This window comes from Prevotella sp. oral taxon 317 str. F0108 (genome assembly GCF_000162415.1).
Classification (GTDB): Bacteria; Bacteroidota; Bacteroidia; order Bacteroidales; family Bacteroidaceae; genus Prevotella; species Prevotella conceptionensis.
Window position 1 is genome coordinate 661,213 of record NZ_GG740072.1, and the last position, 15,013, is coordinate 676,225.

The following is a 15,013-nucleotide window of genomic DNA, read 5'->3' on the forward strand; positions in this document are numbered from 1 at the left end:
TAGATTTTGAAACCACATCAACTCATTTCCCTTCGTTCTGCAAATTCAATGCTCTTGTGTTGCAATTTACCATGCACTTGCATTGCTTTTGCCTTGCAACTATATCCCATAGCGATATAATTACGTCAAAAAGGTTGCCTTTATGTGTATATAAAGGCAACCTTTTAATATCATTTCTTTTCTGCTTAAAAACGAGGCAAGCTAATGCTTATTTCTTCATTACCTTCTTGCCATCTACTATGTAGATACCTGCTGGAAGGGTTTCCCATGCCTGTGTTTGCCGCACTCCTTCAATATTAAAGATGTGCTTTGGCGCTTTGTTGTCGCTCCCGAACGAGTCGATAGCAGTAGTTTTCAAATCGTCAACCGTGTAGAACACGTTGCGTTTAGCATTTGGGTTCCAAACGTCTTCACGTTTTCCACCTCGTTCAATTTCAAGATGTATTTCGTAAGCGTGGTTGGGTTTCAACATCGATGCGTTAAAAGTAACACGTGTTTTGCTTGCATCGTTTGGCTTTTCGCAAGGCAGATAAACATTATTTGCATAACCTAAATCAATCCATTTGTTTTCTGTCAGGTCGAGCAAACGATAATAAATGCGCCCACGATAACCTTCTCTGATTTGATATCCGGCCACCCTGGCATGCACTTGTAAACCTATTTCTTTTATCTTGTTCAGCTGGAAGGTGCTATAATTGGCGTTAGCACCATCTACTAAGAAGTCTACAAAATTAAATTCAATCGTTCCTTGGTGGGGATCGGGCAACACTTCTATTTCAAAAGGCTCTTTCATTGTAATGGGAACAATATATTCCGAATTCTTTTTCTTAACCTTTATAGATAGGGTTACACTGTATTTACCAGTTTTTAATTTGCCGAAATCGCCAGGATTATTGTATAATGCCTGCATGTTGATGGTGAAAGAGGTGTGCCCAAGACGCTGTGCAACAACGTTAGGTGTAAGCAAATAGGCATTATAAACCTTATTGGTTTCAAGGCTTTTAAGCGTCATCACCAAGTCGCCACGCACTTCTTCTCGCCCTGGGTTATACATGGTGAAACTAAAAGCGCCCATCTTGCCCGAGTCTTCATAGAAAGGAGCAAGCACACTTGGCCTCTTTTCAATAGTTACAACATTTTGGGGGTTGTTGGTGTTGATGCGAACAGCGTTTGTTGTAAGTTCAACTTCCATTTCATTGGCGTGGTTAATGGGTTTCCACTCGCCGTTTTTCTTAGTCTGTTCATCAAGCATTTCAGAGAAGACGGGCACCAAACGATAGTGTCCATTGGGTAAACCTTCAAAGCTAATGTTAGTCAAATCAAAACTCATAGTGGTGAAAATGGATGCCCAAACTAGGTTGTCGCTGGCAGAGTTAAATATTTTCACCCGTTCGTTCTTGTGGTTATAAAGTGCCAGTGCAACCTTACCGGTAAACACACCCAGCTTTCCTTTAACGGGACTATATGAGCCTAACTTTATGATTGAAGCACTCAATTTCTCTGTTCGTGTTGCTTCTGTTTTGCTAATGGTGAATGCAGTGGTGGTGCGAGCATCCAATCCGCGTTCTATTTCCTTAAATGGAACGGCCTTACCATCATTGGGATGGGCAAAAACAACAGACATGTCATCCCAAAACGTGCCACTAAGCGCAAAGCCCGTAACATTTAAATAAACGGTGTTTATATCAAAATAACCATCGTTTAGTCCTTCCCATCCCCAGTTGGTATGTAGAAAACCACGCTCATCATAGCCGTCGTAAACAAAGGCATGTGGGCCTCCGCAAACCAAAACAGGGTAGCCGTTGGATATTTCTTGCATCACTTCTTTGAGGAATTCGTTAGCAGGCAAGAAGTCTTTATCAAGGAAACGTACCGTATAATCAAACTTATCTCGAAGTGCATTGCACGCATATTGCAAGTTTGAGTCGCTCCCCTTGTGGTAATACCTCATGTTAACGGCTTTGCCAATGTCGCGCATCAGCACGCCAACAGCTTGCCTGGAGCGTTCTGAAAACATCTTGTTAGAGGTGTCTTTCATATCACCCCACCAATAAGTAGGACTCTTCCAAGCTTCGTCGCCCTCTTTTTTAACATAGCCTGTGGGACGGTTTTTGGGCCATTTGTGGTGGTACATCACTTGTGCTGTTGCAGTTGCCACACAGCCTGTCGGCGTTGTTTTACCATCAACTTTAAGCGTATATTTGTTATAAGGAAAATATTGGCTCCACTTACAAGTAAGCAATGGTTCCACCTTTCGTTTGATGGGCATCTGCGTCGTTGGAGCTTGCTTACTGCTATTGCGTACTGCTTTCACCACATTTTCATAATCTTTTAGAAACTTCTTGAAGTATGGTGGTTGCTCGTCGCTATTCTTCGACATGTTATCTCCATAGCCAACCAATTCGTTTAGTTTGCTTTCTCCTGATATAATGACGAACTTTTTATCGCTCGAACTCGTGAAGATATAATATGCAGGTTGCTCGTTGGCTTGTGCAGAGCGCGTTACAGGTGTGTTCTTCGATAATGTTGGGTTGTTGATGTACTTCGATGCTATATTCAAAGCTTGTCCTTTTGTTATTGGGTTTGCATTCGAAAGCACAGCAGTCGATAACATTGTAAGTGCTATAAACAATGTCTTTTTCATCTGTTTGTTCATTTTAATATTAATTATTTTGGCTTGTTATATGATAATGATACATTAAATTACGCATGTTTGGGCTTATGCTTAAAGCCGGCAAGGTGCTGTTTGTTTTGTTTAGGCAGACGAATGAGAAGTATAAAACCTCCTGTCACACCTAAGGCAAGCATTGATTTGTCAACTTCTTCCTTGCGCGTTGTCTCATAAGCACTGTTCACCGTTGTGCCTTTTAAGAAGTGATGCAAAAGTAACATTATTTATTTTAACTTACAAATTCACATTCGTTAAATGTCAAAAACATTTCATTTTTAACAGTAAGACGAGGGAATATAGGGGATTTCTGGTTTAAAACAGACGAAGAGGTGTTCGTTCATAAGGCAATTCTTTGCTTCTTAGTACTCCTTCCATTTCACGTTATTATAAAAACGTATAGAACGATGTTGCCATGACTTTTAGTTTGTTTATAAATTGTGTGGAGATTGTTATCTTTGTGATGCCGACACAAAATAAACATTCCCCTTCATATACGAAGTGCAGGATAAATCAACTCACTTGCTTATAAACTCACGAAAAAACAGCTACTCACGAATGAATCAAAACACAAACTCACAAACTTATCAGCTCACAAACACCCAAACTCACAAGCCTATCAACACCCAAACTTAAACCCATCAACTCATCAACTCAAAAACTCACCAACTCAAAAACTTAAATTCTTATATTTTATTTTACAAAACCCTTCCAAATTTCGCTCCGTTCTAGCGAGAATATTGGTTAAAAAGCAGGTAAATAGCCACAAATTCTAGCCTTTCACGTCTTCCAATATGTCCGTTTTTAAGAAAAAACCTGCTTTTTGCACCATTTTGCCTTTCTAGTTTGATTGCAATCTCGTAATTTTTCAAGTCCAATTACCCGCCTTTAGCCCCCAAAAACCTACTTTTTAACGACTATTTCGCCCTTTTCAGTCATGCTTTTAATGGTTCGAAGAGGCTATATTTATACAATAGCAGTGCATTTTTATGCTTGTTGTCTAGCATTTAGCAGCATTTTGCACTGCATTTAGCAGCATTTTGCCTCGCGTTTTGCAGCAAAACGCACTGCATTTAGCGGCATATTGCACTGCATTTAGCGGCAAAACGCACTGCATTTTGCTGCAAATAGCCCCCAAAACTGGTGCAAATGGCGGTTGTTTAAATAAAAATTCATTTTTCTGCATTCACCAGTTAGCCCCTTCTTGCATCAAAACCAAACCTCGCGAGAATCGATTATTTGCGACAAAGTGGGCGGTTGCGGACAAAAAGGGCACTCATAATGTTAAAATATCTACCAAAAACTAGACAAAACTGCTCATGCCGTCTATACGTGTATGGGCAAGCCATACAAAGCATGTACGCTTACGACCGCCATTGTGCGCGGTAGCAAGGCATGCTGTCCATGGCCAAAAGGAACAACATCAGGTAAACGCAACATAAAGATGGCCTCGTAGACAATATATAGAAGCTGAACTGCGTTATAGCCCAAAATGTTCAAAAGGCGCAAAAGCTGTTGCAAGAAAGATGGAGCAATTTCCTCAAACAGCGGTTGATAGGAACTGTATCCAATGTAATTGAATGTCAGGGTCAGCCAATTTAGACTGATAAAACAGACAAGAGATGAGAAAACCATAGGCAGATTGCTTGTTTACCTCAAGCCCCTCCTTAGCCAGTATTCACGAAAAAATCCATAATCATGACTATAATAAAATATATAATACTTAGTGTAGTTATACTAGCGATGCTTTTATTCTTCTTTATAACAAGTAAAAGGGAGAAAAACTTAACTCAAAGGGGAGAAGACATCGTAGAAAAAATAGAGCTTTTTAGAAAGGAAAATCACCGCTTACCCAAAGATTTAAATGAAATAGGTATTCTAGAAGAGGAGAATTCAAATGCACTTTATTATGATATAAGAAATGATACTAGTTATACTGTTTCATTTATGATGTCTATAGATTATAATAGGACATACTATTCCGATACAAAACAATGGGAAGATGGATATCGGGAAATTAAGTAAAAGTCATGACGACCTCAAAATAGCATGTTGGGGCACAAACGAAGAAGTATCGTATTAAATAAAAAAAAGTAAAAACATTTGGGAATGTGCTTTAAAGTCGTTAAATTTGCATTCAAGCATAAAAGTAACGCTTAATGAGACAGCTGAAAATCACGAAATCGATAACGAACAGGGAGAGTGACTCGCTGGACAAATACCTACAGGAGATAGGCCACGAGGAACTAATTTCTGTGGAAGAGGAAGTTGAATTGGCACAACGCATCAAAAAAGGCGACAGAAAAGCCTTGGAGAAGTTAACCAAAGCCAACTTGCGGTTTGTTGTGTCTGTTGCCAAACAGTACCAAAACCAAGGGCTAAGTCTGCAAGACCTCATCAACGAGGGCAATGTTGGCTTGATAAAGGCTGCCGAAAAATTCGACGAAACTCGCGGTTTCAAATTCATTTCGTATGCTGTGTGGTGGATTAGGCAAAGCATCTTGCAGGCCATTGCCGAGCAAAGCCGCATTGTTCGCTTGCCATTAAACCAAGTTGGGTCGGTAAACAAAATCAACAAGATACTTAGCAAGTTCGAACAAGAGAACGAACGTAGGCCAAGCATCAACGAAATAGCCGAAAAAACCGACTTGCCCGAAGACAAGATTGAAGATGCCATCAAGGTTACTGGCCGACATATCTCGGTGGACGCACCTTTTGTGGACGGCGAAGACAACAGTTTGCTAGACTTGCTAGCCAATACCGACACGCCAACGGTGGATAACGAACTGGTGAAAGAGTCGCTGCGTGCTGAAATTGCAGATGCGTTGCAGTACCTCAACGAGCGCGAACGCAATGTTATCGAGGCCTTCTTCGGTATCAACCAAATGGAAATGACGCTCGAAGAGATTGGCGACAAGTATGGCTTAACCCGCGAAAGGGTAAGGCAGATAAAGGAGAAAGCCATAAGAAGATTAAGAAACAACACCAAAAACAAGATGCTCAAAACCTATCTTGGGCAGTAAAAAATGGGTGTACAAGCGATACAGCACTTGGAGAGAAGGCCCTTGTTGCTGAGCAAAATGAAGAGTAAAGGCGGATTTTCGCCATATAATAAGGAGATGATACAATTTAAAAGATACGTTTTAGTAGCAATGATTTTGCTTGCCGTAGGCGCAACTGCCTCGGCTAAATTAGTTCAAACCAAGGTGTACATGTTTGGGATGGCAGCATCATTCAATGATTCCACGGCCTATTTCACCGATGTTCAAGAGGTCGACGCTTGGATTAACGACAAAGGGAAGTTCTTGTATAGTCGCGAGAACTACTCTTACCAACTACGCGACTACCTTCAATCGCAAGGCTTTGCCAATGCCACCTGTATCACTTGCTTTGCCTTTTCGCGCAAGAAAGCCGAGAAAAAGTACGCCACTCTATTGAAGAAAAGCGCAGCAAGGGGTGATGCCAACGTACGCTATCTCAAAGAATCAGAGTTTAAATACGACGCCATTGTGCCCGAAAAGTAAGGATAGCTAGGCAGCATAAGCCGCCAAACATGGGTGAGCGGCACAAAGACAAGGGGTGGCAACCATGCCTCTTAAGGCCGTGTCACCTTTTCTGCCAATCGCACAGAAACGTACTCACACGGAGAACAACATCATTGATGACTCATTATTTTAACATCGCCGAACACGATATTAGCGTCGTTTTCGAGGACGCGACGCCAATAGACGGGTCGCTCATACAGTCGTTAGAGCCTTTCAGAGTTGAAAGTACACCCAAAGACCTGCTTTTGCAACTCATCGTAACCAACGACTTGGAGCCTTTTTCGCCAGAAGATACCGAACTGATAAGGGATATAGACACCGGTAACGGCATGACCCTCGTAGACATTTTGCCCTCGGGGGGGTATCAATTTCACATCCGCAACCTGCAAGGCAAGCTCTGTTGTTTGCTCCATACCAACAAAGACTTTTCGCTTTGTCGCTGCAAATTGGAAGGCAACTATTCCATGCGCTACTTCGGTTTGAACAATGCGCTGATGCTTACCTACGCTTTTGCAGGGTCGTTTAGGCAAACTTTACTTATCCATGCCTCGCTCGTGAGGCACGAAAACCGCGGGTATGCCTTCACAGCCAAGAGCGGAACAGGTAAAAGTACGCATGTTAGTCTTTGGCTACGTTACATTCCCAACTGCGATTTAATGAACGACGACAACCCTATTGTACGCGTCATTGATGGCAAACCCTACATCTATGGTAGTCCTTGGAGCGGCAAGACACCCTGCTATCGCAACGTGAAAGCCGAACTGGGAGCCATTTCGCGCATCGACCGCGCAAAGGTTAACAGCGTAGAACGGCTTAGACCCATCGAGGCTTTTGCCTCATTGCTGCCCTCGTGTTCTACGATGAAATGGGATAAAGAGGTGTTTAACAACACGTGCGACACCATAACAAAGATTATAGAGACAACGGGCATTTACACCATTCACTGCCTGCCCAACAAAGATGCAGCCTTGTTATGCCAACAAACCATAGCGAAATAAGAGAATTGCAGTTTGAAAATGCCCTTTTCCTACCCCAAGTGGCCAAATTCTTAGAAGAAGGACACACGGTAACAATTGGGTTAAAGGGATATAGTATGCGACCTTTTCTAGAGCATAATCGCGATAAGGCCCTGCTAAGCAAGCCCACAACAATACAAAAAGGCGATGCCGTACTGGCAGAAATCTCCCCTGGGGTGTTTGTTCTTCACCGCATAATCAAAATTGATGGCGACGACATAACCCTGCGCGGAGACGGCAACCTAGCCATCGAACAATGCAAACGAGCCGATGTAAGGGGTTTTGTTTTGGGCTTTTACCGAAAAGGAAGACAAACATTAGATAAGACCAACAGTGTTAAATGGCGTGTATATTCAGCCTTATGGACAGGCTTGTTTCCGTTACGCAGATACTTGTTGGCTTTTTACACAAAAATTTGGATGCGCTTGTTCGGACCTATTTAAACCACAACACGAAAGTAACGCATTCATAACATACATACATTTATGAAAAAGAAAGTAGGATTTAAATTGCGCTCCATCTGTGGTGAGCAAGTTATTGTGGCCGAAGGCAAAGAGAACATCGATTTCAGCAAGATTATCAGCATGAACGAAACGTCGGCTTACCTTTGGGAAGCGGTTGAAGGCAAAGAATTTACGGCCGACACTTTGGCCAAGCTGCTGACAGAACAATACGACGTGCAATACAATGTTGCCTTTAACGATTGCCTCGAACTCATCGTTAAGTGGGAAGAGGCAGGCATTATCGAGCAATAACTTGACATAATTGCCCAGCCATTTCAGGCATAGCCCCATACTGGATTAAGCCATACACTTTACCAGCACATGGCGCCGACATGCCTATGGTAAAGGCCTTTTTGTGGCCTTCGTAGCCCCTTCCGAGCCGTGTCCAGATAATCTAGACACGGCTCGAAGGGGTTATGTTACGTCTTCATTCAACACCATTGCATAATGGTTTTATCGTTCGCCCCATGTTCTCTTTACCCGATTTTATCGTATCTTTGCAGTATAAATCAAGTAACAACGATGACACTACATATCTTCAACCCCGATCACGACTTGGTGTTGGCTGCTGGCAACGACCATTTCACCCCTCCCAAAGCAGCTCGCGACCTGTACGCCGACTTGGGATTTCTACCTGCACTATGGGCGAAAGCTGGCGACTTGGTGCTTGTTGCCGATGCAGAGGCAGCATACGAACGTCTTCGACACATAAAGGGAAGAACCAAAGGCGTGCAACTTGTAGACCGCAACACGCTGCAAAGGGTGCTTGCCAGCGGCACAATTACGTCCAACCAACTGGATATTGCCCCTTGGGGATGGGACAAAAACGTAAAAGATTTGTTTGCTGGCATTGGCGTTAGCGAAGATGTTCTGCCCGCGGACAGGTGGTTGGAAGATGTAAGGACCATCAGCTCGCGACAATGGATGTCGCAAAATATATTGCCCGAACTGGTATCCAGATTAAACAACCTTTACCCCAGCAAGTTTATTGGCACTTCTTTTGTGGTACAATCAATGGCTCAATTGCACACGCTCTTGCAAGAAAATGCCCTTGTGGTGGTAAAGGCACCGTGGAGTAGTAGTGGCAGGGGCATACGTTATATTGAGAATAAGCCCGACCCTTCCACCGAGGGATGGTGCGCCAACACCATCGAAAAACAAGGTTGCATAACTTTCGAGCCCTATTATAATAAGATACGCGACTTCGGCATGGAGTTTAATGCCAATGCCGACGGCAGTATAGACTATCTGGGCTTGTCTATCTTCAAGACGTCTAAACGCACATACACGGGCAGTTTGCTTGCTACCGAAGACACGAAATTAGAGTACCTCTCGCAGTATATAGACGTTTCGATACTGAAAGCTGTTTCCGAGACGATAACAACAATGCTATCGGCTTTGTTGTTAAACAAGTATGTTGGGCCATTGGGCATAGACATGATGCTTGTTAAGCAAGAAGGGACGAACAACTTGGCCATTCATCCTTGTGTGGAAATCAATTTGCGCCGCACAATGGGGCATGTAGCCTTATCTTTATCGCCATCGCCACTCGAACCGCAACGACTAATGAGCATTGACCATAGTCGTGGCGCATACCACCTAAGATTACATACCCTTAGCGATGGGCTGTTGAATACAAGTATAGTGCGTTTGTAAAGGGCTTTGCGCAAAGGATGTCTATTGTAAAACGAATTGTTGAATACAAGTATAGCTCGTTTGTAAACAGCAGATGCTGCTCATAACATGCAAGGTTAAGGCATTACGTCAAAAATGGTAAAGCCATTTGGACGTAATGTCTTATTGGTGTTTACCAAAACTCCATGACGCATAGCCTCCCTTATCAAAAAAGCCTGGCCACAAGGTTAATGTGAGTTCTTACTAGCAAATATGCCATCCTTGCTAGCAGTGTTAGATAAATCCCATTCAAATAGCTGTATGATAATATTGTTGTTTCCTTGCGCATGGCTTTTGAATTTGGTTCTTTATCTTTTATATATAAAGATACTCTTTTTCAGTGAGTTGTGCAGTTCTAAGAGCCTTTTCTTATTTCTTACGTTAATGTATGCTTATGATTCAGCACTTGCGAAAGTTTAGTAAAGATATTAAAAGTGAGGACGACTTCGTTGTCAAGCACCTGCAAAAATGCATTCAAAAGCCCATTTTCGACTTAAAATATATTAACAACACAACTTTTTCGCAAAAAACGCTTGTGGAATGATTTATTTCCAGTAATTTTGCACTGAATTTCGAAGCGTTTCTATTCTTGAAACGCTTTTATTACAATCAACAACTTATTGCATTAAGATATACAGATATGTATAGCAAAGAAGAACTATTATCAAAAAAAATGTCTGAATTGGAGGACATTGCAAAAACACTTGGTGCCGAATACGATGGTGACAACCTTGAAGAAATGGTGTATTCGATACTAGACAAGCAGGCTATTGACGAGGGAACGAAGAATCCCTTGGGTCAAAAGAAAAAAAGAACGAGAATTGTTAAGAAAGACACAGATAGAGTATATTCGGTAAAAGGGAAAGACGGAGAGAACTTTGATGTGAAAAACAACAAGGTAACATCTAGCGAACAACCATCTTTGTTTAAAGAAGCGGAGGAGACTGCAACTGAAACGCAGGCCCAAGAAAGTGAAGAACCCGCTAAGCCCAAGAAAAGGGGAAGAAAATCGAAGAAGGAAAAAGAGGCTGAAGCCGCTGCCGAAGCAGAACGTCTGGCACAGGAGGCCGAAGAACGACAGAAGGAAGAAGACGGGGAGGAGAGCGCGCCTGAACAGGTGGCTGCCGAGCCTGACGAAAATACTCAAGCCGAACCCGACGACCATATAAAAGCCGAATCGCAGGAGATTATTGACGAACAAGCGGAGACGGAGCCCACAAACGAAGTGCCAGTGCCTGAGGCCAGTTTCTTGCCAGAGGCTACCGACATGGGAGAAAACCAAGATGCTCCCGACAGTGGATTGTTGGCACAATTGCAAGCCAAAATAAATGCTCGCAATGAGGGACCAAACGATAGGCCCGACCCAATAAGGGAAGGATGTTGGGAAGGAGACCCGGGGGATGGAACAGATTTCATCACTGTTGTTGACTTGCCAATCGAAGATCAAGGTGCGTTGCCCAACTACGACATGTTCGACAATCCCACCAATGGGATGCCTAATGCTGGCTATCAGCAGCCGGAGCCAATGCAACCAGCACCGCCTGCTTACGATTTCTCTGACTTGATAACGGCAGACGGCGTACTTGAAATCATGCCCGACGGCTATGGTTTCTTGCGGTCGAGCGATTACAACTATCTTTCTTCGCCCGACGATGTATATGTTTCGACACAGCAAGTGAAGAAATATGGCTTGAAAACTGGCGATGTGGTACAGAGTAGAGTACGTCCGCCGCGCGAAGGAGAGAAGTATTTCCCACTGACAAGCATCGACATGATTAACGGTAGGGTGCCAGATGAAATTCGCGATCGCGTTCCTTTCGAGCATCTTACGCCGCTATTCCCCGACGAAAAGTTCAATCTTTGTGGTAATCCTGCCACGACAAACCTTTCGACACGCATCGTAGACTTGTTCTCGCCCATAGGAAAAGGACAACGTGCACTTATCGTGGCGCAACCCAAGACGGGTAAAACCATCTTGATGAAGAACATCGCCAACGCCATTGCAGCCAATCATCCAGAGGCATATCTTATGATGCTGCTCATTGACGAGCGCCCTGAAGAAGTTACGGACATGGCTAGAACGGTGAACGCAGAGGTTATTGCCTCTACATTTGACGAACCGGCAGAACGCCACGTGAAGATTGCTGGCATCGTACTTGAAAAAGCTAAGCGCTTGGTTGAGTCGGGACATGATGTAGTTATCTTCCTCGACTCTATCACACGTCTGGCCAGAGCATACAACACCGTCAGTCCTGCAAGTGGTAAGGTACTAACAGGTGGTGTGGATGCAAACGCCCTTCAAAAGCCCAAACGCTTTTTCGGTGCAGCTAGAAATGTGGAAAATGGTGGTTCGCTTACCATCATCGCCACGGCACTTATCGACACGGGTAGCAAGATGGACGAAGTGATATTCGAAGAGTTTAAGGGTACAGGCAACATGGAATTGCAACTCGACCGCTCGCTAAGCAACAAGCGAATATTCCCCGCCGTGAACCTTGTTGCTTCAAGTACACGCCGCGACGACCTCTTGCAAGACAGAACAACCCTCGACAGGATGTGGGTGTTGCGCAAGTACATATCAGACATGAACCCGATAGAGGCCATGAATTCTATTCACGACCGCTTAAACGTTACCAAAGACAACGACGAGTTCTTGCTATCAATGAATGCTTGATGTGGAGTGGGGCGCGAGCCTCGCTCAATTGTGACGAAAGACGAAAAATAAAATTGCGAATTTACTCACCTACAATTGGCGCAACTCAGTGCCCCTACGTTAGGTAAGATAAAGAAAAAGGCCTTTCTTACAGAGTTTTTTCGTAAAATTTTCGCCAAATAATAATAAGTTCGTGGTTTTTGAAAGGAAATGGAGTGGGGCGTGTCAACATAGATGAACCCCATCTGTAAACAAGGCCAAACATCGCAAAAGAATAAAAAAGCCATCTTGATTTAGCAAATAACACATAAAAATTGGCCAATAAGAGCAATTTTAAAAACAAAACATCAAAAAAAAGTAACATTCTTGTTGTATTAATAAAATAATGATTATATTTGCACCATCAGTAGGCATTTAGTTTTTATAGTATGGTACAGTTAGTAGAAACAAAAGGTAAAAAGAGAGATTCGCAAATCTTCATCAATCCCCAATTGATGGGTACGTTGGCAAAGAACATTTGTCAGGAGATTTCTGTAAATCAAAAGTACAAGGACAAAACTTACTCTGCAAAACAACTTGCAAAGGATTTAGGAACGAATACGAGGTATATCTCGACTGTTATTAACAGGCAGTTCAATACCAACTATACGTCCTTCGTTAACAAGTTCCGCATACAGGAAGCCATGAAACTGTTGAAAGACAAGCGTAAGGCTCACCTCACCATTGAGGATGTATCGGATGCAGTGGGGTTCTCTACACGTCAGTCGTTCTATACTTCGTTTAAGAGGTTCACTGGAATGACACCAAGGGAATATCGAATATCCCCCGAAAATGACAGGTAAACAATTTTATCTCCACGCAAAGCAAATGCGTGGAGATAATTTTTTTGCACACAAAGAAAGTAATAATCATGAAAGAAACAGGCACATTTAACTATGCCGACGAACGATTTGCCGACTTGCAGATGCTTCGTTACAGGCTACCACAATTTGAAAAACTTTCGCTTCAACAGAAGAAATACATATATTATCTATCGCAAGCCACGCTGTGCGGTAGGGACATTACCACAGACCAGTTTGGAAAATACAACCTTCGTATAAGGAAAACACTGGAAGCGCTCTATACGGGACTCGATGCAAATGCAGACAAGGATAACTACGATAAGTTGGCTTTGTACTTGAAGCGTGTATGGTTTTCTAATGGTATCTATCACCATTATGCCAACGACAAGATACAACCCGACTTCTCGGAGGCTTTCTTTCGCGCTGCCGTTAGGCAGATGCCAATAGATAAGTTGCCGATGACAGGTTATAACTCTGTCGAGGAATTGTGCGATGAACTATGTCCAGTGATGTTCAACCCAAAGATATTACCCAAAAGAGTGAATAAAGCCGATGGCGTGGACTTGGTGAAGACTTCGGCTTGCAACTATTATGAAGGTGTAAGTCAACAGGAAGTGGAGGATTTCTACAACGAGAAGAAGGCCGCAGCAGGCGACAACTCGCCTTCATGGGGCTTGAACACAAAGCTTGTAAAAGATGATAGTGGATTGGAAGAAAAGGTTTGGAAAGAAAATGGCGAGTATGGCGAGGCCATTCGCCAAATCATATATTGGTTGGATAAGGCGAAAAGCGTTGCTGAAAACCAACAACAGCAACGCGTTATCGACTTATTAATAAAGTATTATCGTACAGGCGACCTGCATTTGTTTGACGAATATTCGATTGAATGGCTCAAAGAGCAAGCAGGCAACGTGGATTTTATCAACGGATTTATCGAAGTTTATGGCGATCCGCTGGGCATTAAGGCTTCGTGGGAGGGCATTGTTGAATATAAGGACTTAGAGGCAACGCGCCGAACACGCCTTATTAGTGACAATGCGCAATGGTTTGAAGACCATTCGCCCGTCGACTCGCGATTTAAAAAGGCCGAAGTGCGTGGCGTTACAGCCAACGTTGTGTGTGCGGCAATGCTCGGTGGAGACGAATATCCCTCTACGGCAATCGGCATTAACTTGCCTAACGCCGACTGGATTAGGGCGCAACATGGGTCGAAAAGTGTAACAATAAGCAACATTACCGACGCGTACAACAAGGCAGCGAAGGGCAACGGCTTTAAAGAAGAGTTTGTTATTGACAAAGAAACACTGGACATAGTGTCTCGTTACGGCGACATTTGCGATGAACTGCACACCGACTTGCACGAATGTTTGGGGCATGGCAGTGGTAAATTGCTGCCCGGCGTTAGTCCTGATGCACTGAAGGCCTACGGAAACACCATCGAAGAGGCGCGCGCCGACCTCTTTGGCTTGTATTACATGGCCGACGATAAGCTGCAAGAGTTGGGTTTGTTGCCAGATAAAAACGCCTTCCGCTCACAATATTATACGTATATGATGAACGGGCTGATGACCCAATTGACCCGAATTGAACGCGGAAAGGACATCGAGGAGGCACACATGCGCAACAGAGCGCTCATTGCTCATTGGACTCTTGAACATGGAAAAGGCGCTGTTGAGTTGGTAAAACGCAACGGCAAGACATACGTTCAGATAAACAACTATGAACAATTGCACCGTTTGTTCGGCGAACTTTTGGCCGAGGTGCAACGCATTAAGAGTGAGGGCGACTTTAATGCAGCTCGCAATCTGGTTGAGAATTATGCCGTTAAGGTAGACGGTGAACTACATGCCGAAGTGCTGGAACGTTTTGCCAAACTAGACATTGCGCCTTATAAGGGCTTTATCAATCCCGTATATAAGCCCATACTGAATAGTGAGGGCGAGATTATGGACGTAGAAGTAGATTACTCGGAAGCTTACGACGCACAAATGTTACGTTATTCTAGCGAGTTCGGTTTCCTTGTTTAAAAAGGCGAAAAGAAAGAAAACCAATTTAACAAACACAAAGGGTAGGGGAGTGGAGTTTATTATTTTGAGTTCGATAATGGCTCAA

11 protein-coding genes are annotated in these 15,013 nt (G+C 43.4%); 10 read left to right on the forward strand and 1 reads right to left on the reverse strand.

Translation table 11 applies throughout. The features are described 5' to 3' along the window. Positions 1–208: 208 nt before the first annotated feature. On the reverse strand, positions 209–2,644 hold the full coding sequence (locus HMPREF0670_RS02390; RefSeq protein WP_044077844.1) for a C10 family peptidase: 2,436 nt from the start codon (positions 2,642–2,644) through the stop codon (positions 209–211). A 1,722-nt stretch (positions 2,645–4,366) separates the two neighbouring features. Between HMPREF0670_RS02390 and HMPREF0670_RS02405 the strand changes: the two genes are divergently transcribed. The 10 genes from HMPREF0670_RS02405 (at position 4,367) to HMPREF0670_RS02455 (ending at position 14,928) form a co-directional block, all read left to right on the forward strand. Then, entirely contained in the window at positions 4,367–4,693 is a 327-nt protein-coding gene (locus HMPREF0670_RS02405; protein WP_044077622.1) for a hypothetical protein, read from the forward strand. A gap of 134 nt (positions 4,694–4,827) precedes the next feature. Then, a complete protein-coding gene (locus HMPREF0670_RS02410; protein WP_009229565.1) occupies positions 4,828–5,691 on the forward strand; it encodes an RNA polymerase sigma factor RpoD/SigA in 864 nt (287 codons plus the stop codon). Positions 5,692–5,787: 96 nt separating this feature from the next. Continuing rightward, positions 5,788–6,192 carry a hypothetical protein gene (locus HMPREF0670_RS02415; RefSeq protein WP_009229566.1) on the forward strand — a complete coding sequence of 135 codons (405 nt, stop codon included), beginning with the start codon at positions 5,788–5,790 and terminating at the stop codon, positions 6,190–6,192. A gap of 137 nt (positions 6,193–6,329) precedes the next feature. Further along, a complete protein-coding gene (locus HMPREF0670_RS02420) occupies positions 6,330–7,211 on the forward strand; it encodes a hypothetical protein (protein ID WP_009229567.1) in 882 nt (293 codons plus the stop codon). Further along, the gene (locus HMPREF0670_RS02425; RefSeq protein WP_009229568.1) at positions 7,187–7,672 is read left to right on the forward strand and encodes a S24/S26 family peptidase; all 486 of its coding nucleotides are present in this window, start codon (positions 7,187–7,189) and stop codon (positions 7,670–7,672) included. Before HMPREF0670_RS02420 ends, HMPREF0670_RS02425 begins: the two co-directional genes overlap by 25 nt. A 42-nt stretch (positions 7,673–7,714) precedes the next feature. Beyond that, entirely contained in the window at positions 7,715–7,984 is a 270-nt protein-coding gene (locus tag HMPREF0670_RS02430) for a PqqD family protein (protein ID WP_009229569.1), read from the forward strand. A 270-nt stretch (positions 7,985–8,254) separates the two neighbouring features. Then, positions 8,255–9,388 carry a hypothetical protein gene (locus HMPREF0670_RS02435; protein ID WP_044077623.1) on the forward strand — a complete coding sequence of 378 codons (1,134 nt, stop codon included), beginning with the start codon at positions 8,255–8,257 and terminating at the stop codon, positions 9,386–9,388. A 658-nt stretch (positions 9,389–10,046) separates the two neighbouring features. Then, positions 10,047–12,080 carry a transcription termination factor Rho gene (gene rho, locus HMPREF0670_RS02440; protein WP_009229571.1) on the forward strand — a complete coding sequence of 678 codons (2,034 nt, stop codon included), beginning with the start codon at positions 10,047–10,049 and terminating at the stop codon, positions 12,078–12,080. A gap of 407 nt (positions 12,081–12,487) precedes the next feature. After that, positions 12,488–12,901 carry a helix-turn-helix domain-containing protein gene (locus tag HMPREF0670_RS02450; RefSeq protein WP_009229572.1) on the forward strand — a complete coding sequence of 138 codons (414 nt, stop codon included), beginning with the start codon at positions 12,488–12,490 and terminating at the stop codon, positions 12,899–12,901. Positions 12,902–12,969: 68 nt separating this feature from the next. Beyond that, the gene (locus HMPREF0670_RS02455) at positions 12,970–14,928 is read left to right on the forward strand and encodes a dipeptidyl-peptidase 3 family protein (RefSeq protein WP_044077625.1); all 1,959 of its coding nucleotides are present in this window, start codon (positions 12,970–12,972) and stop codon (positions 14,926–14,928) included. The last annotated feature ends 85 nt before the right edge of the window (positions 14,929–15,013 follow it).